Here is a 23929-nt window from a genome sequence, read left to right on the forward strand (position 1 = left end):
GACAATGATAAAGCTACAGGCTAACCGCTTCTCTCGGAGCGAGCGCATCCATTTCATCAGGCTCCTCGTCTTGACGTTAGGCGGTGAAATTCCACCAATGTGTTTTCTAAACTAGGGGTCAGTGGCCGGGATATCATATGGGTGGCAGAACAGCCGCAGCCTGGTCGGCGGCCCGCAACCCGCTTTCCCATGCGCCATGCGCGGTCGAGAAGTCGGACTGGTGCGTCGCCTCGCCGGCAAAAAACAGCCGGTCGCCGACCGGGCGCGCCAGGACTGCGCGTGCGCCCGCATGGCCGGGCAACGCATGGCTGTAGGAGCCGCCTATCCAATCGGTACGACACCAGGAAGAGGCTGCCAGCGGCCGCAGGTGGCGGCGGATATTGCTGCCGAGCAGTGATGACAGCTGGTCGAGTGCGAAGGCAAATGCCTCCACCAAACCTGCGCGTTCGATGACGACAGCGCCGTTTCCGCCAAAGAAGCCTTCGACGACCTGCCGGCCGAGCGGCCGAATATAATAGCTGCCGGTCTCGGCATTTTGCGGGTCGCCGAGCAGATGGGTTTCCGGCTCGAGACCATGATTGCCATGGAGTTCCAGAAACAGCTTGTCTGCAAGGCCAAGCGGCAGCTGATTTGCGGCGTGGAGGTGATCGTCGGCCTCGGGGCCGCAGTCAATGGCTCCGCGGGCCAGAACGGTGGTCGATGACGTGATGATTGCGGCAGCTGCTTTGACCGGACCACGGTCGGTCTCCAGCTGAACGCCGCTCCCTCTCAATGCCACGCGTCGAACGGGAGACGCGAGGCGCAAGGCGACGGTCGGAACGGCCGCGCTGATCAGGCTTCCATAGCCTTCACGCACCCGCCAATTGGCGTCGGTCGCCGCATTGTCATAGGCAAGAAAATCAGCGACCGACAGCCGATCCAGCGATGCGCCGTTCAGATATCCGCTGAGCGACTGGCAGTAGGCGTTCCATTTGCCGTCAGGCTCCAGCGCGTCCGACGCCCTGTCGCTGGCGGGGGGACGGACCTGCATCCGCTCTCCAAGCGCCCTCCAGGCAGCCGCCGCAGCTGCGCGCTCATCCGGTGGGAAGCCGAGATCGTGCCACTGGCTTTGCCACGCCGTCGGCCCGCGTTCGATATTGAATCCGGCGGCCCGGCCAATGGCGACGAGAGGATTGCGCTCCGCAGAGTGCAACCAGCCGCAGCCCATATCCAGCGGCATTCCTGCCAATTCGATTGTCCAGGCTCGCCCGCCAACGCGGGTGCCGGCCTCCAGGATGATGACCGAGCGTCCGGCATCGGCCAGTCTTTTTGCTGCTGCAATACCGGCCGCGCCAGCGCCGACAATCGCAACCTCGTAGTCCATCGTCGCCCTCCGCCGCTGCGTCGGCAGCTTGATACGACACAAGCTTTACATCGGGGCTGCACCCGCTTCAATGTGCCCGAAAGCCTGCTAGTATGCTGAAATGACGTTCTTCGAAACACTTGTTGCATTGCTGGCGGTTGCCATCCTGTTGCTGCAGGTGACGCGTCGCACGCGCCTGCCCTACCCCGGCATCCTGGCTGCCGCCGGCGTCGCAGTGGCGATGCTGCCCGGCGCGCCCACGATCCCCATCGATCCGCCGACGGCGCTTGCCCTGTTCATCGCCCCCGTCCTTGTCGACTCGGCTTATGATTTCCCGGTGGGTGCGGCCCGGCGCATGCTGCTGCCGCTGTTCTTCTATGCCGTCGTTGCCGTTCTCGTCACGACAGGCGTGGTGGTGTCGATCAGCATGCTGACAGTCGGGCTTCCGATTGCGGTTGCAGTCACACTCGGCGCAATCGTTGCGCCGCCCGATGCCGCGGCCGCCACGGCGGTCCTTTCCAATTTGCCCGTCGCGCGCCGTGTGGATGCCCTGCTCAAGGGAGAAAGCCTGTTCAACGATGCGACCGCGCTGCTGCTTTTCGGGGCTGCGCTCACCGTCCAGGCGCGGGGTGGGCTGGATGCGGGGACGGCCCTTCAGGTGGGGTTCGCCGCGCCTGGAGGAATCCTGTTCGGCATCGCCTTCGGCTTTGTCGTCTCACGGCTTCGACCGTTAACCGAAAATACGGTCGGCGGGACCCTGCTTCAATTCGTCTACGCTTTTTCGACCTGGTTGATCGCCGAGCATCTTCACCTGTCGGCTGTCCTTGCCACCGTGGCGAGCGCAATGACCATCGCCACCCTTTCTTCGGTCGAGGATTCGCCACGGATGCGGGTGCATTCCTTCGCGGTCTGGACAACGGTCGTCTTCCTGTTGAACGTGGTGGCTTTCCTGTTGATGGGGCTGCAGGCGCGTCGCATCCTCGAGACGATGTCGGCTGAAGAGCTTCAGCGGGCGATGGGATTTGCCGCCATCGTGGTGGTCGGCGTCATTCTGGCGCGAATGGCGATGGCGTTCCTGCTTCACGCCGTCGTCGCGTCTCGCCACCGAAGAGGAAATGAATTGGCGCCTTTCACTTCCGGCGAGACCTTGCTCGTGGGTTGGGCCGGTATGCGCGGCCTCGTTACGCTGGCGACGGCCTTCGCACTCCCCGCGGACTTTCCCGAGCGAGACCTGGTCGTGCTCACAGCCTTCACGGTGGTGCTCGCAACCCTGGTCATTCAGGGGGCGACCCTGGCACCGATGATCCATTTCTTGAAACTCGGTCGGCAGGCAGAAGTCCGCGATGAACTCAAGGCGGCCCGAAGATCGCTCGCCGAAGCGGCCTTTCAGCGGCTTGAGAAAGAAGACGGCATCGAGGCCGAAGCGATCCGGACGATCTGCAAGGATCATTGGACCGCATCAACCGATGCAGACAAGACCTCGCCGCTCGACCGCCGCCGCGACCTGACGATTGCCGCCGTTCTTGCCCAGCGCCAGCGCCTCGAGGAATTGCGCGACACAGATCAGATCGGCGCGACGCAATATCTCGAGCTGCAGGAGGACCTGGACTGGAAGCAGCTCTCCGTCGGCTCCGATGAAGATCGCCGCATCACAGAAAGCTAGATCCGATAAGGCAGTTGTCGATGCCAACGCGATCGGCATCAAAGAGTCTGTCGCTCCGTCAGCCCAGCCTCTCCAACGCGGCAGGGCGCATTACTCGATATCCTTCAGCGCATCGAGCGGGCCGGTCAGCGCCGTGCGTGGTGGCACGAGTGTCGGCCGCACCAGATGCGTGATTGGCGGGCGGCGGTCCGCATCGAGGATCGCAAACCCCTTTGTAATCATCGTTTCGCTGTCCTGCCGGATCATGAAGACGGGGAAAGGCAGGAAAGAGCCGAAGGGATCGTAGTCATAGCAGCCGACGATGATATCGGCGAAGGTCTCGTGCGGATGCAGGGCGAGGAAACGCATCAGCCCTTCGAGGTTGATCGAGGAATTGACGAAGAATGCGCGCGGCAGCTTTCCATGGCCTTCGTAGAAGGCTTCGAAGGCACGCGCCGTCATGGCCGGGGAATAGCCGGTCGGCTGGATGCAGACGTCGGGATCCGCGCCCAGCAATGCGCGCTTTACGTCGCGGAAACCGCGAATTCGCTCATGGCTCGCATGGTCGTTGCGGCCGCCGAACAGGTACAGATCGTCAGGTGAAAGCGGGCCGTCGTCCTGCGCGCGCTCGATGATCGCCTGTGTCAGCATGCGCGCACCTTCATGATTGTCGCTGATGATCGACGGCGCCAGCGTGCCCGGCAGATCGATGTTGACGTGCTTCAGCCCTGCCTTTTCGCAGACCTTGTGCACGCCATCCGGATCGGTTGCGCCGGCGATGAAAAGCTCATCGATCGAATAGGAGATCAGCGTCTCGACGACCTTGCGCTCCTCCTCCGGATCGCGACAGGCACTGACGACGAGAGGGCACTGGCCGCGGCTTCTGACCTGCGCCTCGAAAGACTGGGCCATCGAGGAGAAATAGCGGTTGTCGTGCACCGGCAGCAGAAGACCGACGAGACCGGAGCGGGACGAACGCAGGCCACGGGCCTGCAGGTTTGCCGTATAGCCGTGCTCGTTTGCCAGCTTCTGAATGAGCTGCGCCGTCGCCTCCTTGATACGCCGCTTCCGCCAGCTTCCGTTCAGCACAGCGCTCACGGTGGAAGGCGACGCACCCGATAGCATCGAGAGATCGTAGATCGTCGCCTTCTTCTTGCCGATGTCGGTCATATCTCGCCTTTCCTTTGTCGCTTCCCTTAGAAACAAACCCCTCTTGACGAAAGCCCTACCTTGATCGATAGTCATTGCACCATCGATTGTGCAAAAAAGAAAGATCGATTGTGCAAAGATGGTTCGCCGGAGGAGGCGGGATGGGAGGCAAGGGTATTCCCTCGCCAAGAAGCAACCAGGAACAACCTGCCGCAAAACCGGCCGGTGGTCGTCGTTCGTATGAGCGACCTTTGAGGAGGAGTGAGAATGAGGAGCCTTATCGTAGCGGCATTTGCCGCATCGCTGTCGCTTGCCGGGGCGGTGGTCGCGTTTGCGCAGGATGCGCCGAAGGTCGGTGTTGTCGTCAAGATCGGCGGCATCCCCTGGTTCAACGCGATGGAAGCCGGCATCAAGGAACAGGGCCAGAAATTAGGCGTCGATGCCTTCATGATCGGCCCGACCAGCGCCGATCCGGCGCTGCAGGTGCGCGCCATCGAGGATCTGATTGCCCAAGGCGTCAAGGTTATCGGCGTGGTGCCGAACGATGCCAAGGTGCTCGAGCCGGTGCTGACCAAAGCGCAGGCCGCCGGCATCAAGGTCATTACGCATGAATCGCCCTCGCAGAAGGGCGCCGACTGGAATTTCGAACTCGCATCGGCCACCGGCTTCGGTGAAGCGCATGGCAAGCTGCTCGCCGAGAAAATGGGCGGCAAGGGTGAATATGCCGTCTTCGTCGGTTCGCTGACCGTGCCGCTCCACAACGCCTGGGCGGATGCCGCAATCGCCTATATCAAGGCGAATTACCCGGACATGAAGCTCGTCGGCGAGCGCTACGGCGTGGCGGAAGATGTCGACAAGAGCCGCTCGACGGCGCTCGATCTCATTGCCGCGCATCCGGATTTGACCGGCTTCCTCGCCTTCGGCAGCCAGGGTCCTATCGGCGCTGGGCGCGCCATCGAGGAACGCCGCAAGACGGGCAAAATCTTCGTGCTCGGCCCATTCTCGCCCGGCCAGGGCCAGAAGCTGATCAAGTCCGATGCGATATCGGGCGGCTTCATGTGGAATCCGAAGCAGGCCGGCGAAGTCTTCGTCACGCTCGCCGATCGCCTGATCAAGGGCGAGAGCGTCAAGGAAGGTGATGACATTCCGGGTCTCGGCGTGATCAAGCCTGTTGGTAACGACATCATCGTCGATCAACTGCTGCCGATCAACAAGGATACGGTCGACGACCTGGCCGCAATGGGCCTCTGAAGAGGCCCCCTCCCCGGGTGTCGGGCTGGTCCATGTCGACCGGCCCGGCGTTCGGGAGAGAGAGAGAGAGAGAGAGAGAGCGGTATTCGGCCATGGCCGGACCATTGATCTTTCATGGCATTCGACTGGACAGGCAATCGGCATGAGCACGGCAACGGATGATGGTGTGAAGGCCCAGCCGCTTCTTTTGCTTCGCGGCATCAACATGACATTCGGCGGTGTGAAGGCGTTGAAAAACGTCTCCTTCGAAGTCTTGCCCGGCGAAGTGCATTGCCTCGCCGGTGAGAATGGATCCGGCAAGAGCACGTTGATCAAGGTGATATCAGGCGTCTATCGGCCTGCAGACGGCGCTGAGATCGTCTTCGACGGCGAGACGATATCCCACATGACGCCTGCCATGGCCCAGTCCCGCGGCATCCAGATCATCTGGCAGGACCTCGCGCTCTTTCCGGAAATGAGCGTGGCGGAAAACATCGCCTTCCAGACCCTTTCCGGTTCGCGCCCGCGCTTCGTCAATTATGCCGCGATCCGCGGAATAGCCGAGGAGGCGCTCGCCCGGCTCGGCGTCACCCTCGACGTCGACAGACCCCTCAAGGACTTCGCCATCGCCCAGCGCCAGATCGTTGCCATTGCCCGCGCGCTGGTCGGAGAGGCCCGGATCGTCTTCATGGACGAGCCGACCGCCTCGCTCACCCAGTCTGAGACCGATCATCTGCTGGCGATCGTGCGTACGCTGTCGGCTTCGGGCGTTGCCGTGGTCTTCGTCAGCCATCGTCTTGCGGAAGTGCTGGACATCTCCTCGCGCATCACCGTGCTGCGCGATGGCGCACTGGTCGGGGTCTATCCGGTGGAGGGCATGACCCAGTCTAAGATCACCGAGCTGATGACCGGGCGCACCTTCGACCAGAATGTTCTCGCCCGCGACGTATCGCAGAACCCGGTCCTGCTTTCTGTCAGCAAACTTTCCCGGCCTGGCGAGTTCGAGGACATCTCCTTTGATCTGCGCCGTGGGGAGACGCTCGGGATAACCGGCCTGCTCGGCTCCGGGCGCACCGAACTTGCGCTGACGCTGTTCGGCATGCGTCGGCCCGCCGCCGGAATGATCATGTTGGAGGGAAAGCCGGTGCGCTTTGCCTCCAACCGCGAGGCGATCACATCAGGCGTCGCCTATCTCTCCGAAGACCGCCTTTCGCTCGGTCTCAACCAGCCGCAATCCATCGCCGACAATCTGGTCATGGCCTCGCTTAACCGTATCCTGAGCGGCCGGCTCATTTCGCCGGACAAGAAGCGTTCGCTGGTCGCGCGCTGGATCGCCGATCTCGGCATCAGGATCGGCAAGCAGGACGATGCGATCTCGACGCTTTCGGGCGGTAACCAGCAGCGCGTCGCGATCGCCAAATGGCTCGCCACCGATCCAAAAGTGTTGATCCTCGATGCACCCACGGTCGGCGTCGATGTCGGCGCGCGCGCCGGCATCTTCGAAATCGTTGCCCGCCTCGCCGAGGCGGGGCTTGCGATCATCCTCATCTCGGACGAGGTGCCGGAGGTCTATTTCAACGCCGACCGGATCATCCACATGGAAAAGGGCCGGATCGCCGGCTGGCACGATCCGCGCGCGACCACACTGAAGGACCTGGAGGCGGCGGTCTATGCGTAAGCTGTTCCTGTCCCATACGACGGAATTTGTGCTGTTTGCCGTCATCATCGCGATGAGCATTGTCCTCGCTTTTACGACCGACCGTTTCTTCACGCTCGGCAATGCCTTCGACCTGCTCAATATCAGCGCGGTCAACATTATCTTTGCCGTTGGCCTGCTCGTGGTGCTGATATCAGGCGGAATCGACATCTCCTTCGCCGTCGCCGCCTCGATCGTGCAATATGTCACTGCACTTGCGCTCGAGAGGATCGGCGGGGGTGGATGGGTATCCGGCTTCCTGATTGCGACCGGCATCGGCATCGTGCTCGGCGTGATCAACGCCTTCCTGATCCACCGCTTCCGCATCATCTCGATCGTCGCGACGATCGCGACCTTCAACGTCTATTTCGGCTTGCTGATGTTTTTCACCAAGGGGGTGTCGATCTACAATCTGCCCGACTGGCTGACAAGCCGTGTCATCATCTACGAGCGCGAAATGGCCGATGGGAGCTGGGCTGAGATCACGTTGCCTGTAGTGGTCATGGCCGTCTGCGCGCTCGCCACCTGGTTCTTCATTACCCGCACGACGACCGGCCGGCAGCTCTATGCCTTCGGCGACAATCCGGAAGGCGCGCGCCGCTTCGGCATCAATATCGGCGCCATGCAGTTCATCGCCTTCGGCTGGCTTGGGTTGATGGCAGGCATCGCCGGGCTCATGCAGGCGCATTATGCGCAGGAGGTCGTGCCGAACGCACTTTATGGCCGCGAGCTCGATGTCCTGGCCGCGGTGGTGCTCGGTGGCGCGCGGCTAGGCGGCGGCAAAGGCTCGGTGCTCGGTTGCGTGCTGGGCGTGCTGCTCGTCTCGATCACCCAGAACGGCCTCAACCTGATGGGCGTCTCGCCCTTCGCCTTCAAGATGGTCGTCGGCGCGATCATCCTCGTTGCGATCACCTTGTCGAGCGCCCGCATCGGCAATCTGGTGCCGGTGTTTGCGACCCGCAAATCGACCGGCGGCAGGCCCGCAGACAGGGGAGAGAGCTGATGAACGCGTTCGCCGCCCGCTTCAACGCCATCTTCGGGGCTGACATGGCCGGTCCCCTCGCCGCGCTCGTAGCTGTGCTCATCGTCTTCGGTTTCGCCTCGCCGCATTTCCTGACAGGCGCGACCTTCGGATCGGTCGCCTTTCAGCTTCCCGAGCTTGGCGTCCTGACGCTTGCCATGCTGATGCCGATCCTCACCGGCGGCCTCAACCTTGCAATCACCTTCACCGCCAACATCGCCGGCCTGACGCTCGCCTGGACGCTGCAGGCCAATGGCGGCATCGATGCCGGCCCGGGCGCCTTTCTGCTGGGCTCGGCTCTGGCGCTTGCCGTCGGCGCGGCAAGCGGCCTGGTCATGGGCCTGGTCATCGCCTTTACCCGCGCCCATCCGATCCTCGTTTCGCTGTCGATGATGATCTTCCTGCGCGGCCTCGGCGAATTCCTGACACGCGGCGGCGATATCTCGGGCTTCCCCACCTTCATCGCGCCGATCGGCCACGGCAGCATCCTCGGTATCCCGGTCCCGTTGCTGATCCTGATCGCCTGCGTGATCGCCAGCCACGTCTTGCTTTCGCGCTCCAGGCTCGGCTTTTCCACTTACATGATCGGCTCCAATATCGAGTCTGCCCGTTATTCCGGCATCAACACCCGCAAGGTCCTGGTGCTGGTCTACATGCTCTCCGGCGTGATGGCTGCGGTTGCCGGCATCATCATGCTTGCGCGTTTCAATTCGGTGCGCGTCGGCCACGGCGAATCCTATCTGCTGATCACCGTGCTCGCCTGCTTCCTCGGCGGCATCAATCCCTTCGGCGGCTTCGGCCGCGTCCTGCCCGTCTTCGTGGCGCTGATCGTGCTGCAGCTTCTCTCTTCGGGGCTCAACCTGCTCGGCGCCAACCAGCATCTCACTACTGCCGTCTGGGGCATCCTGCTCATCGTCGTGATGGTGCTGCGGTGGCTCTCGGCCAAATTCATCAGAATCGTGAAATAGGAGATACGACCATGGAAGGTTTCGGCGTTCACACCAGTATGTGGACCATGAACTGGGACCGCGCAGGCGCCGAGAAGGCGATTGCCGGAGCCGTGCGCTACAAGATGGACTTCATCGAGATCGCGTTGCTCAACGCGCCGGCCGTCGATGCCAAACACACTCGCGACCTGCTTGAAAAGCACAAGCTGCGCGCCGTCTGCTCGCTCGGCCTGCCGGAACATGCCTGGGCTTCCGTCCGCCCGGATGCGGCGATCGAGCATCTGAAGGTCGCGATCGAAAAGACCGCGGAAATGAACGCAGAAGCTCTGTCCGGCGTCATCTTCGGCGGCATCGGCGAGCGCACCGGCGTGCCGCCAACTGAGGGCGAATACGACAACATCGCCAAGGTGCTCGACGTCGCGGCAAAGCATGCTAGGAAGTACGGCATCCAACTCGGCGTCGAGGCCGTGAACCGCTATGAGAACCACCTGATCAACTCGGCGCAGCAGGCCGTCGACATGGTGGAGCGGGTCGGCGCGGACAACGTCTTTGTTCACCTCGATACCTACCACATGAATATCGAGGAGAAGGGTGCGGCAAACGGCATCCTGACCGCCCGCGACCACCTGAAGTACATCCACCTTTCCGAAAGCGACCGCGGCACGCCGGGCTACGGCAATATTCCGTGGGATGCGATCTATGCCGCGCTCGCCGCGATTGGCTTCAAGGGCGGGCTCGCGATGGAAAGCTTCATCAACATGCCGCCTGAGGTCGCCTATGGCCTGGCCGTTTGGCGCCCCGTTGCACGCGATATGGAAGAGGTCATGGACAAGGGGCTGCCGTTCCTGCGCAATAAGGCGGAACAATACGGTCTCATCTGACCCGGTTTGCCAGATATTCCGGATTCCACTCTTGGCCGACTGACATCGACCACAAGCCATAACCGTAGCGGCCGCTCGGGGGTGTCTGGCTGAAGAGTTCTTGCCACCGCCGGGACCGTGACGGCCCACCCCTCTTCAGCACGGCCACTAAATTCATTCGGCTCGCCGATACGAACCGGCTCTTGAGAAATATCATGCCCGTTGTGATATTGTTATTATTGCTTGTTACATTCCTCCTCCTATGCCATTTTGCCTATTAAAATAAGACGCTTGAACGGCTCACGCCCGGGCTCTAGTTTCGAAGAGATGGCGGCGTTTCGATCGACCATCGATATGGGGGAATCTTGGATGGCACGCATTACGCTGAGGCAACTGCTCGACCATGCTGCGGAGGAAGGCTACGGCGTTCCCGCTTTCAACATCAATAATATGGAGCAGGCGCTCGCCATCATGGAAGCCGCCGACGCGTGTCATGCGCCGGTTATCATGCAGGCGTCGCGCGGAGCCCGCGCCTATGCCCATGACATCATGTTGAAGCACATGATGGACGCCGTCGTCGAAATCTATCCGCATATTCCGGTCTGCGTGCATCTCGACCATGGCAACGATCCCTCCAACTGCATGACGGCGATCCAGGCGGGCTTCACCTCGGTGATGATGGATGGTTCGCTGAAGGCGGACGCCAAGACGCCCGCCGACTGGGCCTATAATGTCGGCGTCACCAAGATGGTGACGGATATGGCGCATTTCGGCGGCATCTCGGTGGAAGGCGAACTCGGCGTTCTCGGCTCTCTGGAGACGGGCATGGGCGAGGCCGAGGACGGTCACGGCGCCGAGGGCAAGCTTTCGCATGACCAGCTGCTGACCGATCCGGACGAAGCCGTGAAGTTCGTGCGCGAAACCAAGGTCGATGCGCTCGCCATCGCGATGGGCACATCGCATGGCGCCTACAAGTTCACCCGCAAGCCGGACGGTTCGGTGCTGGCGATGAATGTCATCGAAGAAATTCACCGTAAGCTCCCGAACACGCATCTCGTCATGCATGGCTCGTCCTCGGTCCCGATCGAGCTGCAGGAGATCATCAACAAGTATGGCGGCCAGATGAAGCCGACATGGGGAGTGCCGGTCGAGGAAATCCAGCGCGGCATCAAGAACGGCGTGCGTAAGGTCAACATCGACACCGATGGCAGAATGGCGATGACCGGTCAGATCCGCCGCGTGCTGCAGGAGGACCCAAGCGAGTTCGACCCGCGCAAATATCTGAAGCCGGCAATGACGGCGCTGACCAAGCTCTGCAAGGAGCGCTTCGAACAGTTCGGCACTGCCGGCATGGCTGGCCGCATCGCGCCCCTTCCCGTTTCGGAAATGGCGAAGCGTTATAAATCCGGTTCCCTCGATCCGGCTTTCTCCTGAAATTCGGCTAGCCCAACGCCGGGCGGGGTGTCTTTTCCGGCTCGGCGGCGGCAGGCTTGCCCGTCAGCGTCTGGCCGTGGAAACGGCTCAACTGGCTGACAACCTCCTGGATTTCGCTTGCCGTTCGTTCGGCACTCCAGCCGAGCGCCGCCTCGGCAACGCCGGCGATTTCCCGCAAGCCTTCCAGCGTCAACCGCCCCTCGATCGCAAGCGTCGTGCGGCGCATCACGATGTCCGACAGATGGACGACGAGTTCGTTCCGGGCGATCCAGTCGATCTCCCGGAGACTGTAACGTGCAGCACCCGTCAGGCGCTGTTCGTCGGAATAGCTTGAAGCGGAAGAAAGCAGGGACACAGCCGTCGTGCCATAGCGGCCGAGTAGTTCGTCGGCACGCTCGGCAGCGACGCCGCTGCGCGCCGCAGTATCGTTGATCCAGGCGTTACGCTGCTCAGCAGCCGCCGGAAAGGCCTTGCCGCCGCCGATCGCCAGATAGCGTGTCGACTGGCTGCGGCGGCGTTGCAGCCGGGAGAGAACGGTGTCGGCGACCTCTTCCGCAAAGCCGCGGAACGTCGTCCACTTGCCTCCGACCAGCGAAATGACCGGAAAAGGTCTACCGTCCTCGGGTTCCTTCACCGGCGCGGAGTGGTCGCGGCTGATCAGCCCCGGTGCGGTTGCATCCGATGCTGGCAGAGGGCGGATGCCGCTATAGCTGTAGACGATCTGATCGCGATCGAAGCGAAGCGTCGGCAGCAGCGAACGGATGCTTTCGAGGAAATACTCCGTTTCCGGCTCCTCGCAGGAGACATTGTCCGGATTACCTGCCGGAATGTCTGTCGACCCGACCAGTGCCAACCCGAGATAGTCGTAGACCAGGCAAATGCGGCCGTCGTCGGCCTCGAAATAGATCATGTGGCCATTGAGGCTTCGCACCAATTCGGGATGGTCAAGCAGGATATGGGAACCCTTCGTGCCGCCGATCAGCCGCGATGGAGCGCCAAGCAAAGTGTTGACGTGATCGATCCAAGGTCCTGCCGCATTGACGATCAGCTTGGGAGCGAAGCTGAACTCGCGGCCGTCGGGCTGGCGGAAGGTCAAACGCCCTTCTGAAACGGCAGTCAATGTCGCGAAATTTGCCGCGAGGCTCCCCGCATTCGCATCGAGACCATCGCTCACGAGCTCATAGACGAGCCGCTCCGGCCTGCTGATCTTGGCATCGTAATAGATGCCGCCGGCGACGATGGCGGGGGTAATATGCGGCATTTCCCTGCGCGCCTGTTTCTTCAGGATCAGCCGGTGACGCGGCATGACCTGGTCGCGCGAACCGAAGAAGTCGTAGAGCCGAAGCCCGATCTTGATGAGAACCGCACCACGGCTGCGTGGCGCAGTCTTCGACCCAAGGAGCGTCCGGATCGCTGCCCAGATGCCGTGCGTCCAGGAAAAGACCGGAATGAAGGTCGGCAGCGGCTCGACGCAATGCGGCGCGTTCTTCAGCAGGAGGTTGCGCTCAAGCGTCGACTGCGCAACCAGTCCGAATTCGCCCGTTTCCAGATATTTCAGGCCGCCGTGAATGAGCCGCGATGGTGCCGCGCTCGTGCCGGAGCCAAAGTCGGCCTTGTCGACGATCAGGCAATTGACACCCTGTAGCGAGAGGTCGCGGAACAGGCCGGCACCGTTGATGCCCGCCCCGATGATCAAAACGTCGATATCGTTCTCGCCGAGATTCGAGAAGCGCTGCTGCAAATCGGGGGTCATGCTCATCGTCCTAAATCGCCCGCCGCAGCAGGCATCTATCTTTTCAGTTTGCCGATTGCTCCGGCGCAAGCGCGGCAATCTTCGGCCAAAGGGGGATCATCGCGTCGGCAATGTCGCGGAATACCTGGTAACGCTTTTCATAGTCCTCGCTGCGCGCCGCATCCGGCCGGCAAGTCTTCGCGATGGAAGCGGTGTCGCGTGGATCGCTCTGCGGATCGGCAAAGATACCGGCGCCCGACCCGGCACAAAGCGCAGCACCCCAGGCGGCCGCCTCATCCGTCTCGGTTACCGTGACCGGCATGCCAAGCACATCGGCAAACATCTGCACGACGGCAGGATTGCGCGAGACGCCACCGGCGAGCCGCGCCTGATCGAAGGCAAAGCCGTCGCGAAGCGCGTCGACATGGATGCGATGATTAAAAGCGATACCCTCTAGCACGGCGCGCAGCATGTCGCCGCGGTCGTGCCATCCACCGAGCCCGAAGAAGCCGGCGCTCGCCGCCGCGCCATAAGGCGAGCCGAACAGATAGGGATGGAAGAGCGCCGTCGAGGGGCGTTCGAAGGCGGCGTCGATCTCGGGCGCCAGCAGGGCATGGATCGAGTTGCCTTGCACCTCGCCATTCGTTCGCTCGGCGGCGCAGAGCGTGTCGAGAAACCAGTCGTAATTGGCTGTCGATGCAGGCGAGATCGACATGCTGTTCCAGATGCCGGGCGCAATCCCGTTGCGGCAGAACCAGCGCCGGTCGACACGCGGTTCCGACGAAAGCGTCTCGTTGATCGAATAGGTCCCGGCAATGACCGCGACAACGCCCTTGGCATAGCCCCCTGCCCCGAGCGCCGAGGCCGTGACGTCGTGCAGACCGGCAACGACAGGCGTTCCTTCGGCAAGGCCCGTCTGCTGCGCGGCTTCACGGGTCACGCGTCCGACGATCTGGTCGGAGCGCGAGGCTGGCGGCAGGGCGTGGACCAGATCCTGCAAGCCAAACAGCCGCAGGGCGTCCTCACTGTAGTTCTGCGTTTTGACATTGGTGAAGGAGGTGCTCGCTTCGGTGCAGTCCGTACCGATGATCCCGGTCAGGCAGAACCGCAGCCAGTCCTTGCAGCTGCAGAAATGGCCAATGCGCTTGTAGCGCTCAGGCTCCATTTCGCGGATCCAGGCAAGCAATGCCGATGGCGCGGAGACATGCGGGATCTGCCCCGTCAGCTCGATCGCCAGGTCGGCGACATCGCTCTGCGTCCACCGGTCGACGATCGCCCCTGCCCGGCTGTCCAGCGAAAGAATGGCCCGGCCGAGCGGCTTTTGGGCGTGATCGAGCAGGTAGATGCCGTCTCCATGCGCGGTAGCGGCAATGCCCTCTATGTCGCTTGCCGGTCGCCCGCTAAGGGAAATCGCTTCGCGGATGGCATCGGCCGTCGCGTTCCACAATTCATTCATGTCGCGCTCGATATGGCGGGCCTTCGGAATGAACTGCGTGACGCGGCGCCGGGCGACTGCAAGCGGCGTGCCGTCGATATCGAAGATGACCGCCTTGGTGACTGTCAAACCACTATCGATCCCGAGCAGTGTCGGCATTCAGGTTTACCTCATGAGGGGCAACGGGCCGGCGCTGTCAGGAGCGCCCTCCGGCGCCCTTGGCGATGACCACGTTGATATCTCTGGACCGCATGCGGTCGATGTGCACCGGCTGGGTCTTGTCGTCGACGATGACGACGTCGAATTCATCCAGTGCTGCGAAACTGTGGAGCGCACGCCGTTCGAACTTGGTATGATCGGCAAGCAGGATGCGTTTTACGGAACAGTCGAACATGGCGCGCTTGGTATCGACTGTCTCAGGAGACTGGTGCAGCACCGTGCCGTCGCTGATCGCCGACATCGAGATGAACGCGACATCTGCCCTGAGAGCCTTGATCTCGTTGATGGTCATGCGGCCCATGAAGGCATTGCACCAATTGTAATACTGGCCGCCGAGGGCGAGCAGCGTCACGTCGTGCAGGCCCGTCAGCGCATTCATCAGCGTCAGGGAATTGGTGATCGCGGTGACCGGCACCTTCGACGGCAGATGCGCCGCCATCTGAAGAACCGTGGTCGAGTCATCGAAAAAGATCGCCTGCCCCGGTTCGACGAATTGCATTGCCGCCTCGGCGATCAGCTTCTTTTCGGCCGACTGACGGTTCGAGCGATAGACGTCGCTGGATTCGATGAGATTGGTCGCCGCCGCCGTGACGATGCCGCGCGTCTTCCTGAAGAGGCCGCGGCTGACGAGTTCATCGACATCGCGGTGAGCCGTCATCAGGCTGATCCCAAAGCGGTCGGTCAGGTCTTCAATCCGCATCGAGCCTTCACCCATCACGGCCTCTGCAATCATGCGGCGGCGCGCGATCTGGCGCGTCTGCCGGCTGTCGCTGGTGAGCTGGTCCAACAGATCGTCGTCCCGGCTGGTCTTCTGTGTCACGGGTCACCCCTGTCGCTGAATTATGGATCCCAGCTTCGTACAGTGATTGCCGCGCCAAGGCAAAAAGGCGAAGCGCAACCGAGGATTGAACCGCCGACCGTCGCTTCCAGCATGAAAATGAGGGCGCTCTTGCGAGCGCCCTCTTCCGTTTACTGCGCCAGAACGAACGGGCCAGTGTACTTGTCGATGTTGTCCTTGGTGATCAACAGGCAATCGAAGAGCTGCTTCTCGCTCTTGGCGCCCGTGTTACCCGTCTTGATCAGGTTGTCTGCCTGCTTGACGGCTTCTTCGGAGAAGACGGCAACCGGTTGGAGAACGGTGTACTGGAGTTCGCCTGCCTTGATGGCAGCAACGGCATCCGGCGAACCGTCGAAGCCGCCGACCTTCACATTGGCGAGCTTGCCGGCTTCCTTGAGCGCGGCGATCGCGCCGAGCGCCATTTCGTCATTGCCCGAGATGACGCCGACGATATCCGGGTTGGCCTGCAGCATGGACTGCATCTTGTTGTGGCCCTGGGTGCGGTCCCAGTTGGCAACTTCCTTGGCGACCTTCTTCAGGTCCGGATACTGCGAAAGGACGGTCTCGTAGCCATTAGAACGCGTTGCCGCGTTATTGTCGGACGGCGCGCCGAAGAGTTCGGCATAGTTGCCCTTGTCGCCGATCGCTTCGACCCATTGCTGCGCGCCGAGGGCGGCACCCTGTGCGTTATTGGAAACAAGCTGCGCCTTGGCCAGGCCTTCCTGGTTGATTTCGGCGTTGACGAGGATGACCGGGATGCCGGCAGCAACGGCCTTCTTGACCGCACCGACGGAACCGTCGGCGTTTGCCGGGTCGAGGATGATCGCCACCGATTTGTTGGTGATCGCCGTATCGATCAGGTTGCTTTCGGTATTGGTGTCGCCCTTGTGGGCGTTGACCGAGGCCGTGTAGCCCAGCTTTTCGGCAGTTGCCTTGGCGACATTGCCTTCCGTCAGCCAATAGGGATTCGACGGATCATTGACGATGATCGTCATCATGCCCGCTGCCCAAGCCGAGCTTGCAAGAAGCGGTGCTACGGCCGCAGCGGCCAGAAGTATGCGCATGCCTTTCTTAAACATAGTCTCTCTCCCATTCGTGAGCTCAGTTATTGCCGGTGATCCGGCGTTGCTTTCCCCAATCGGCTTTCTGGACTCCAGGCTGCCGTCGTGGATAAGTTTCGGTCTCAGCCGTCAGGACGATTTAACCCGGCGGCCGTATTGGATGCTGTTCATAAGGACGGCGAGAACGATCACAGCGCCGGTGAATACGGTCTGCCAGTAGGCCGAGACGCCGATGATCACGAGGCCGTCCGAAAGGAAGCCGATAACGAAGGCGCCGAGCATGGTGCCGCGGACCGTACCGCGGCCGCCGGTCAGCGCCGCGCCGCCGATGACCACGGCTGCGATCGCCGTCAGTTCGTAGGTTGTGCCTGCCGTCGGACCGGCTGAGGTCAGCTGCGAGGAGAGGACCAGGCCGGCAATCGCAGCACAGACACCCGAAAGCACATAGACGATGATCTTCACGCGCTTGACCGGGACGCCGGAGAGGTCGGCGGCCCGCTCGTTACCGCCTGAGGCGTAGAGCCAGCGGCCGAAGGCGGTACGGCTCAGCACGATGCCGCAAATGATCGCGAGAACCGCAAGCACGATGACGCCGATCGGAATGCCTGCGAGCCGGTTGAAGCCGAGCCAGTCGAAGCCGGTATTGCCGAGTTCCGGACGGCCACCGAGATTGTTGTAGGTCAGGCCGTTGGTCATCAAGAGCGCGATACCGCGGGCCACGTAGAGCACGCCGAGCGAGGCGACGAAGGCCGGCACCTTGAGATAGGCGATCAGCACGCCGTTGACCGCACCGACCAGCGCACCGAGCGCACACGTGATGACGACGACGGCCCAGACCGGCGGATAGAGGATGACGCCGAAATAGGTGAGCGTGACGCCCTGCATCAGAAAACCGGCGATGCAGCCTGCAAGCCCAAGCGTCGAGCCGACCGAAAGGTCGATGCCGCCGTTCAGGATGACGAGCAGCATGCCGATCGCCAGAATGCCGAAGATCGCGACGTGCGACGCCATGATCAGGAAGTTGTTCAGCGTGAAGTAATAGGGCGACAGGAACGAGAAGACCGCGATGATGACGATCAGCGCAAAGAAGGCCCGGCCCTCCAGAATGAGACGCACGATATTGGTATTGCGCTTCTGCCCGCTGGAAACTGATTTCTTTTCGGTGATGTTCGTGACTGACATAATCAGTGCTCCATAATCCAGGCTAGTGCGCGACCACGGCTTCGCCGGAGGCGGCCATGATCTTTTCCTTGGTGACATCCGAGCCGAACTCGGCTGATATCCTGCCGCGATGCATGACGATGATGCGGTGCGCGATGCTCAGGCATTCGTTGACTTCGGACGTCGAATAGATGACCGCCAATCCCTGCTTGGCGCGCTCCGCGAGCAATTTGAAAACTTCCGCCTTGGCGCCGATGTCGATGCCGCGGCTTGGCTCATCGAGCAGGATGACCTTCGGCTGGGTTGCCAGCATCTTGCCGATGACGACCTTCTGCTGGTTGCCGCCGGAGAGCGAGCCGATCGAAGCTGCACCGCCATCGGTTTTCACATGCACCCGCCGGATCGCATCATTGACGAGATCGCGCTCCCGATGGCCGGAGGTGAAAAGCCCTTTGGTGAAAGCGCGGATACTCGCAAGCGACAGATTGGAGCCGACCGTCATCGTCTGGACGAGACCGTCGCGCTGGCGATCTTCGGGCACGAGCACGAGACCGCTGGCAATGCGCCCGGCGATGCTGAGCCCACTGACGTCCTGTCCTTCGAGCAGAACCTGTCCGCCACTTGCGCGCAGACGTCCGGCAACACACTCGAGTAGTTCCGTGCGTCCGGCGCCCATCAGCCCGTAGATGCAGACGATCTCCCCGGCACGCACCTTGAGAGACAGACGATCGACTGCATTATAGGCAGCGCCGGAGGGGCCGGGGACACTGAGATTTTCGATGGAAAGCGACACGTTTCCGAACGGGTGACCTTCCGGCGGGCTGCCGAGGTCGAAATTCTCGCCGACCATGTTGCGGACGATCCACTCGAGATCGATATCCTTACGCTCGGCATAGGCCGTCATGTTTCCGTCGCGCAGAACGACGGCGTGATTGGTGATCTGCAGCGCCTCTTCCAGATGATGCGAGATGTAGACGATCGACACGCCTCGGCTCGTCAGGTCGTGGATGACCTTGAAGAGCACTTCCACCTCGGTCGCGCTCAGCGCCGAGGTCGGCTCGTCCATGATCAGGATGCGCGAATTGACGGAGAGCGCCCGTGCAATCTCGACGATCTGCTGCTGGCCGAGGCGAAGATCCTCGACGCGCGTCAGCGGATCGATGTCTTCCTCGAGTTCCTCCATCAGCGCGCGGGTCTGACGCGCCTCTTCAGCGAAGTCGACGACACCGCCCTTGATGATCTCCCGACCCATGAAAATATTGTCGCGCACACTGAGATTGGGTGCGAGGCTGAGCTCCTGGTGAATAATGGAGATCCCGCACTCGCGGGCATGGGTCGACGAGGTAAAGCTGATCGGCGAGCCGTCGAGAATGATCTCGCCGGAGCTTGGCTGGGCGACACCCGAAAGGATCTTCATCAAGGTCGACTTGCCCGCGCCATTCTCCCCGAACAGCGTTGTGACCTGACCGCGATGGATGTCGAAGTTCACTCCCTTGAGGGCGTGAACGCTACCGTAGGATTTTGCGATGTTGCGGGCCGCGAGGACGACCTCGCCTATCGCCCCGTTGCTGCGTTGCGGCTGGTTCATTTGAGCTCGACCTTCACCGGCGTGACGAGCCAGTTCTTCGGGTTGATGAGCTTGAAGACGCCGACGACGGTCGCCTGCTTTCCGTCCAGGGCATCAGCATCCAGGCCAGCGAAAACCGCCTTCTTCATCTCGTTATTGATGGCCGAGCCGGCATCCTGATACTGGATCTGGTTGGTAAACTGGCCGAATTCGATGGTGCCGGTTGCATCGCGGAGGTCCGTGCCGTTGACCGCAGGGCCGGTCTGGACACGGACCACCGTCTCGGGAGGCAACCCATCGATCTTCATTTCGTTGGTGTTCGACTTGCGGGCGCCGAAAACGCCGGTCAGCGTGACGGGAATAACCGGGCCGGTGCTCGTTGCGGTGCCGTATTTCTCGGCCGCCGCCTTCTTGTCGGCAGCAATGGCGGCCGCGAGATCGGCCGCCGCAACGGCCCGCTCCTCGACATTCGCCTTGATCTTCGGGAACTGCTCGGCGCCGAAGGTTTCCGGAGAGAATGCCTGCTGCCGGACATCGTTTTCGGAACCGATCCTGACGACCGTCGTATCGAACACGATCGCCGCAACGACGATGGCCGCCAACGCCGCGCTGACAAGGAGCGTGCGATTGCCGCTGCTCGGCTTTGATGCTGGATAATCGGGCGAGGTACTCATGTCCGGACGGCCTTTGGCTTGGAATGGCGAGGTGGAGAAGGCTAGCGCGATGATGATCGCAGGCGCGCTGAAGCATTGCGTCGCACCGGAACAGAAGCCGGCGGACCGCTCGCAAGAGCGCAACTCTGGACGAAAATTCGCATTGGAAGCCTCCTCAACAAGACCGGCGGCTGTCTCCTCCAGCCGCCTGGGCCTGCAAATCCTCCATCAGGAAGCGCACTTCCGTGATAGAAGTATGTTATTTATGTCGTAAATGATGTTATATATTTTATAAGCTGTCAACGGCACTTTCGCGGTAACTCGACTAAAATGCACGACCTCACATCTTGTTTATCACGCTGCACTGCAGCAAAAAGGGGTAGAAAATGCAGACGCTTTCACACTTGTCATTCTGCCGAGCGTTGGCGCCATCTGTCTGTTTTGAATGCAATATCTCACAGATTGAACATTGCGCATACTGCGGCTTTTGATGCCGCCCGCTGATGGCGCGGCGGGGCGGAAGCAATCTCCTCACTCTTCTATTTTAAATGAAAAAAATTACATCGCTAGAAAAATCTTACTGGCATTATGGTATCTTTATGTTATCTTTTCGAGTGAAGCTAGGGAGGTTTCGGCTGCGCGCCAGATCTGGATTTGCCAAAGGCGGCGCGCTTGCCGTCATCCTTGAAAGGACCGACGTTGGCAGCCGGATGCATCATCCCAGAGAGTTTAGGGATCGGGAGGACTTCGGATGAATTTGATGCGCGTATTGCCCGCCGCGGCGCTTGCGATGGTGGCGAGATAGGCCTGCGATGACATCGACCCAGAAGATCATCATTGGCATAGATGCCGGCACCTCGGTCATCAAGGCCGTCGCCTTCGATCTGTCCGGACGCCAGATCGCCACGGCTTCCGTTCGCAACCGATACGCCACCGGAGACGATGGCTCGGCAACGCAGTCGCTGGATCAGACCTGGCTCGATTGCGCCAGCGCGTTGCGTGGCCTTGGCGAAAAAGTCCCTGATCTTGCGTCCCGCACCGCAGCCATCGCCGTCACCGGACAGGGCGACGGCACCTGGCTCGTTGGCCGCGGCAATAGGCCGGTTGCCGATGCCTGGCTGTGGCTCGACGCGCGCGCCGCGCCGACAGTCAACTCGCTCGCCGGCGGAACGCAGAACCGTGCCCGCTTCGAGGCAACAGGCACCGGCCTCAACACTTGCCAGCAGGGCGCGCAACTCGCCCATATGGACCGCTTCACGCCGGATCTTCTCGATCGGGCGGAGGCGGCGCTGCACTGCAAGGACTGGCTCTATCTCAACCTCACAGGCGTGCGGGCAACCGATCCATCGGAGGCAAGTTTCACCTTCGGCAATTTCAGAACACGCCAGTATGATGCCGTCGTGATCGACGCGCTCGGCCTTGACCACAGACGCGGGCTCCTGCCCGAAATCATCGACGGCAGCGAGATCAGCCACCCGCTGACATCGGAGGCGGCGAAGGCCTGCGGGCTTCTTGTCGGAACGCCGGTTTGTCTCGGCTATGTCGACATGGTGATGACGGCGCTTGGTGCAGGCGTGCGCAGCGGCGCTCGCAACGCCGCCTGCTCGACGATCGGCTCGACCGGCGTGCACTTGCGCGCCAAGTCCGTTGCCGACGTTCAGCTCAATCGTGAGGGCACCGGCTATGTGATCGCCCTGCCTATTCCCGGCATCGTCACTCAGGTCCAGACGAATATGGGCGCAACGATCAACATCGACTGGATCCTCGGTGTCGCCGCCTATCTGATGGCCGAGGCGGGCAAGCCTGCTTCGCATGCAGACCTCATTGCGCGCATCGACGGCTGGTTTGCAGAAAGCCGGCCGGGGTCGGCGCTCTACCATCCCTATATTTCCGAAGCGGGCGAACGCGGGCCTTTCGTCAACGCCAATGCGCGCGCGGGCTTCACCGGGCTTTCGATGCGTCACGGCTTCCCCGACCTGCTGCGCAGCGTGGTCGAAGGGTTGGGGTTTGCCACCCGCGACTGCTACGCGGCGATGGGCGCGATGCCCGAAGAGTTGCGGGTTACCGGCGGGGCAACACGCTCCGTCGCCCTTCGCCGTTCACTTTCGGCCGCCGTCAACGCACCGATCCGCCAGTCGCGCCGCGATGAGACAGGGGCGGCCGGCGTGGCGATGATGGCCGCGGTGGCTATCGGCGTCTATTCCAGCATGGACGATTGCATTGCCGACTGGGTGACGCCGCTGCTCGGCGATCCGGAGATACCGGATGCCAACGAGGCCCACCGGTTCGACCGGCTCTTTTCTGTCTACACCGATGTACGCCAGGCAATGGCGCCCGCCTGGGACAAGCTTGCCGAAGCCGCAACGACGTCGCCGGTGGGCGCGTAATTCTGATGCAGCAGGCATCGAAGGAGCATGACATGACCGAACCCGAACTCCTGGATCTCTTCGTCATCGGCGGAGGCATCAATGGCGCCGGGATAGCACGCGATGCTGCGGGCCGCGGCCTGAAGGTCGTGCTGTGCGAAAAGGACGATCTGGCGGAGGGAACCTCGTCGCGCTCGGGCAAGCTGGTGCATGGCGGTCTGCGTTACCTCGAATACTACGAATTCCGCCTGGTGCGCGAAGCGCTGATCGAGCGTGAAGTGCTGCTCAATGCCGCGCCGCATATCATCTGGCCGATGCGCTTCGTCCTGCCGCACAGCCCCGAGGATCGCCCCGCATGGCTCGTGCGGCTCGGCCTCTTCCTCTACGATCATCTCGGCGGCCGCAAGAAGCTGCCCGGGACCCGAACGCTCAATCTGCTCCGCGACCCGGAAGGCACGCCGATCCTCGATCAATACACGCGCGGCTTTGAATATTCCGATTGCTGGGTCGACGACGCCCGCCTCGTGACTTTGAATGCGGTGAGCGCAGCGGAAAACGGCGCTCTGGTGCTGACCCGCTCGCCGGCCGTGTCGGCCCGTCGCGAGAATGGCGGTTGGACCGTGGTCACGAAAAGCCACGCCACGGGAGAGACGCGAACCTTCCGTGCCAAATGCCTGGTGAACTGCGCCGGCCCCTGGGTGATGGACATCATCAATCGCGTTGCCGGTTCGAACTCCAGCCGCAACGTCCGCCTCGTCAAGGGCAGCCACATCATCGTGCCGAAGTTCTGGGCGGGCGCCAATGCCTATCTGGTGCAGAACCACGACAAGCGCGTCATTTTCATCAATCCCTATGAGGGCGACAAGGCGTTGATCGGAACGACCGATATCGCTTACGAAGGCCGGGCCGAGGATGTTGCCGCCGACGAGACGGAAATCGAGTATCTGCTGAAGGCGGTCAATCGCTATTTCAAGGAAAGGCTGCGTCGCCACGACGTGCTGCACAGCTTCTCCGGCGTGCGCCCGCTGTTTGACGATGGCAAGGGCAACCCGTCCGCCGTTACCCGCGACTATGTCTTCGATCTCGACGAGACAGGCGGCGCTCCGCTGCTCAATGTCTTCGGCGGCAAGATCACCACATTCCGCGAGCTCGCCGAACGCGGCATGCAGCGCCTGAAGCACGTCTTCCCGAATATGGGAGGCGACTGGACTGAGAAAGCGCCGCTGCCCGGCGGCGAAATTCCGAACGCCGACTATGAAACTTTCGCCAACAGCCTGCGCGATATCTATCCCTGGATGCCGCGCGAGCTCGTGCATCACTACGGCCGTCTCTATGGCGCCCGCACCAGGAATGTGGTTGCCGGCGCGACGGGCTTAGAAGGGCTTGGGCGGCATTTCGGCGGACAGCTCTATGAGGCCGAGGCCCGCTATCTCGTCGCCACGGAATGGGCCGAAACGGCGGACGACATCCTCTATCGCCGCACCAAACATTATCTCCATCTGAATGAAGCGGAGCGCGTGGCCTTTGGCGAGTGGTTTGCTTCAACCCGCCTTGCCGCCGCCTGAAGGATGCCGTC

At 61.8% G+C, this 23929-nt stretch carries 19 protein-coding genes; 10 read left to right on the forward strand and 9 right to left on the reverse strand.

Annotation, left to right across the window (positions count from 1 at the left end):
• Window positions 1-133: 133 nt before the first annotated feature.
• On the reverse strand, window positions 134-1363 hold the full coding sequence (locus tag OIU37_RS19735) for an NAD(P)/FAD-dependent oxidoreductase (RefSeq protein WP_264258521.1): 1230 nt from the start codon (window positions 1361-1363) through the stop codon (window positions 134-136).
• Window positions 1364-1463: 100 nt separating this feature from the next.
• On the opposite strand from OIU37_RS19735, the gene OIU37_RS19740 reads away from it, so the two are divergent.
• The gene (locus OIU37_RS19740) at window positions 1464-3005 is read left to right on the forward strand and encodes a sodium:proton antiporter (protein WP_264258522.1); all 1542 of its coding nucleotides are present in this window, start codon (window positions 1464-1466) and stop codon (window positions 3003-3005) included.
• A 90-nt stretch (window positions 3006-3095) separates the two neighbouring features.
• On the opposite strand, the gene OIU37_RS19745 is transcribed toward OIU37_RS19740, so the two are convergent.
• Entirely contained in the window at window positions 3096-4154 is a 1059-nt protein-coding gene (locus tag OIU37_RS19745; protein ID WP_264258523.1) for a LacI family DNA-binding transcriptional regulator, read from the reverse strand.
• Window positions 4155-4400: 246 nt separating this feature from the next.
• Between OIU37_RS19745 and OIU37_RS19750 the strand changes: the two genes are divergently transcribed.
• The 6 genes from OIU37_RS19750 to fba all read left to right on the forward strand — a co-directional run bounded on the left by OIU37_RS19750 (window position 4401) and on the right by fba (window position 11321).
• On the forward strand, window positions 4401-5384 hold the full coding sequence (locus tag OIU37_RS19750) for an autoinducer 2 ABC transporter substrate-binding protein (protein ID WP_129417506.1): 984 nt from the start codon (window positions 4401-4403) through the stop codon (window positions 5382-5384).
• Between the two features lie 142 nt (window positions 5385-5526).
• Window positions 5527-7041 (forward strand): sugar ABC transporter ATP-binding protein, encoded by a 1515-nt coding sequence (locus OIU37_RS19755; protein ID WP_180695962.1) that lies wholly within the window; start codon window positions 5527-5529, stop codon window positions 7039-7041.
• A complete protein-coding gene (locus OIU37_RS19760; RefSeq protein ID WP_264258524.1) occupies window positions 7034-8062 on the forward strand; it encodes an ABC transporter permease in 1029 nt (342 codons plus the stop codon). Before OIU37_RS19755 ends, OIU37_RS19760 begins: the two co-directional genes overlap by 8 nt.
• Window positions 8062-9048, forward strand: coding sequence for an ABC transporter permease (locus OIU37_RS19765; RefSeq protein WP_171603128.1), 987 nt, complete (start codon window positions 8062-8064; stop codon window positions 9046-9048). Before OIU37_RS19760 ends, OIU37_RS19765 begins: the two co-directional genes overlap by 1 nt.
• Window positions 9049-9059: 11 nt before the next feature.
• The gene (locus OIU37_RS19770) at window positions 9060-9908 is read left to right on the forward strand and encodes a sugar phosphate isomerase/epimerase (protein WP_171603129.1); all 849 of its coding nucleotides are present in this window, start codon (window positions 9060-9062) and stop codon (window positions 9906-9908) included.
• Between the two features lie 348 nt (window positions 9909-10256).
• Complete coding sequence (gene fba, locus OIU37_RS19775; protein WP_264258525.1) at window positions 10257-11321, forward strand: class II fructose-bisphosphate aldolase; 1065 nt, start codon at window positions 10257-10259, stop codon at window positions 11319-11321.
• 7 nt (window positions 11322-11328) lie between these two features.
• On the opposite strand, the gene OIU37_RS19780 is transcribed toward fba, so the two are convergent.
• The 7 genes from OIU37_RS19780 to OIU37_RS19810 form a co-directional block, all read right to left on the reverse strand.
• On the reverse strand, window positions 11329-13080 hold the full coding sequence (locus tag OIU37_RS19780) for a glycerol-3-phosphate dehydrogenase/oxidase (RefSeq protein ID WP_264258526.1): 1752 nt from the start codon (window positions 13078-13080) through the stop codon (window positions 11329-11331).
• A 37-nt stretch (window positions 13081-13117) separates the two neighbouring features.
• A complete protein-coding gene (locus tag OIU37_RS19785; RefSeq protein ID WP_264258527.1) occupies window positions 13118-14647 on the reverse strand; it encodes an FGGY-family carbohydrate kinase in 1530 nt (509 codons plus the stop codon).
• 37 nt (window positions 14648-14684) lie between these two features.
• Window positions 14685-15527, reverse strand: a complete 843-nt coding sequence (locus tag OIU37_RS19790) for a DeoR/GlpR family DNA-binding transcription regulator (protein WP_003562490.1) — start codon at window positions 15525-15527, stop codon at window positions 14685-14687.
• A 149-nt stretch (window positions 15528-15676) separates the two neighbouring features.
• Window positions 15677-16624 carry a D-ribose ABC transporter substrate-binding protein gene (locus OIU37_RS19795; RefSeq protein WP_003550839.1) on the reverse strand — a complete coding sequence of 316 codons (948 nt, stop codon included), beginning with the start codon at window positions 16622-16624 and terminating at the stop codon, window positions 15677-15679.
• 111 nt (window positions 16625-16735) lie between these two features.
• Complete coding sequence (locus OIU37_RS19800; protein WP_138388934.1) at window positions 16736-17788, reverse strand: ABC transporter permease; 1053 nt, start codon at window positions 17786-17788, stop codon at window positions 16736-16738.
• Window positions 17789-17810: 22 nt separating this feature from the next.
• Window positions 17811-19355, reverse strand: coding sequence for a sugar ABC transporter ATP-binding protein (locus OIU37_RS19805; RefSeq protein ID WP_264258528.1), 1545 nt, complete (start codon window positions 19353-19355; stop codon window positions 17811-17813).
• Entirely contained in the window at window positions 19352-20008 is a 657-nt protein-coding gene (locus OIU37_RS19810; protein WP_264258529.1) for a DUF2291 domain-containing protein, read from the reverse strand. Before OIU37_RS19810 ends, OIU37_RS19805 begins: the two co-directional genes overlap by 4 nt.
• A gap of 49 nt (window positions 20009-20057) precedes the next feature.
• On the opposite strand from OIU37_RS19810, the gene OIU37_RS19815 reads away from it, so the two are divergent.
• The 3 genes from OIU37_RS19815 to OIU37_RS19825 all read left to right on the forward strand — a co-directional run bounded on the left by OIU37_RS19815 (window position 20058) and on the right by OIU37_RS19825 (window position 23918).
• On the forward strand, window positions 20058-20261 hold the full coding sequence (locus OIU37_RS19815) for a hypothetical protein (protein ID WP_264258530.1): 204 nt from the start codon (window positions 20058-20060) through the stop codon (window positions 20259-20261).
• A 538-nt stretch (window positions 20262-20799) separates the two neighbouring features.
• Entirely contained in the window at window positions 20800-22374 is a 1575-nt protein-coding gene (locus OIU37_RS19820; RefSeq protein ID WP_264258531.1) for an FGGY-family carbohydrate kinase, read from the forward strand.
• Window positions 22375-22406: 32 nt separating this feature from the next.
• Window positions 22407-23918 carry a glycerol-3-phosphate dehydrogenase gene (locus tag OIU37_RS19825; protein WP_180695954.1) on the forward strand — a complete coding sequence of 504 codons (1512 nt, stop codon included), beginning with the start codon at window positions 22407-22409 and terminating at the stop codon, window positions 23916-23918.
• Window positions 23919-23929: the final 11 nt, after the last annotated feature.

Origin of the sequence: Rhizobium sp. BT-226, from assembly GCF_025847085.2 — a bacterium.
Classification (GTDB): domain Bacteria; phylum Pseudomonadota; class Alphaproteobacteria; order Rhizobiales; family Rhizobiaceae; genus Rhizobium; species Rhizobium sophorae.

Coding starts and splice junctions, on each gene's coding strand:
- OIU37_RS19760 (WP_264258524.1), top strand. CDS start 7,034: ATGCGTAAGCTGTTCCTGTCCCATACGACGGAATTTGTGCTGTTTGCC.
- OIU37_RS19785 (WP_264258527.1), bottom strand. CDS start 14,647: ATGCCGACACTGCTCGGGATCGATAGTGGTTTGACAGTCACCAAGGCG.
- OIU37_RS19740 (WP_264258522.1), top strand. CDS start 1,464: ATGACGTTCTTCGAAACACTTGTTGCATTGCTGGCGGTTGCCATCCTG.
- OIU37_RS19815 (WP_264258530.1), top strand. CDS start 20,058: ATGATGATCGCAGGCGCGCTGAAGCATTGCGTCGCACCGGAACAGAAG.
- OIU37_RS19795 (WP_003550839.1), bottom strand. CDS start 16,624: ATGTTTAAGAAAGGCATGCGCATACTTCTGGCCGCTGCGGCCGTAGCA.
- OIU37_RS19750 (WP_129417506.1), top strand. CDS start 4,401: ATGAGGAGCCTTATCGTAGCGGCATTTGCCGCATCGCTGTCGCTTGCC.
- fba (WP_264258525.1), top strand. CDS start 10,257: ATGGCACGCATTACGCTGAGGCAACTGCTCGACCATGCTGCGGAGGAA.
- OIU37_RS19820 (WP_264258531.1), top strand. CDS start 20,800: ATGACATCGACCCAGAAGATCATCATTGGCATAGATGCCGGCACCTCG.
- OIU37_RS19765 (WP_171603128.1), top strand. CDS start 8,062: ATGAACGCGTTCGCCGCCCGCTTCAACGCCATCTTCGGGGCTGACATG.
- OIU37_RS19805 (WP_264258528.1), bottom strand. CDS start 19,355: ATGAACCAGCCGCAACGCAGCAACGGGGCGATAGGCGAGGTCGTCCTC.
- OIU37_RS19810 (WP_264258529.1), bottom strand. CDS start 20,008: ATGAGTACCTCGCCCGATTATCCAGCATCAAAGCCGAGCAGCGGCAAT.
- OIU37_RS19745 (WP_264258523.1), bottom strand. CDS start 4,154: ATGACCGACATCGGCAAGAAGAAGGCGACGATCTACGATCTCTCGATG.
- OIU37_RS19755 (WP_180695962.1), top strand. CDS start 5,527: ATGAGCACGGCAACGGATGATGGTGTGAAGGCCCAGCCGCTTCTTTTG.
- OIU37_RS19780 (WP_264258526.1), bottom strand. CDS start 13,080: ATGAGCATGACCCCCGATTTGCAGCAGCGCTTCTCGAATCTCGGCGAG.
- OIU37_RS19735 (WP_264258521.1), bottom strand. CDS start 1,363: ATGGACTACGAGGTTGCGATTGTCGGCGCTGGCGCGGCCGGTATTGCA.
- OIU37_RS19800 (WP_138388934.1), bottom strand. CDS start 17,788: ATGTCAGTCACGAACATCACCGAAAAGAAATCAGTTTCCAGCGGGCAG.
- OIU37_RS19770 (WP_171603129.1), top strand. CDS start 9,060: ATGGAAGGTTTCGGCGTTCACACCAGTATGTGGACCATGAACTGGGAC.
- OIU37_RS19825 (WP_180695954.1), top strand. CDS start 22,407: ATGACCGAACCCGAACTCCTGGATCTCTTCGTCATCGGCGGAGGCATC.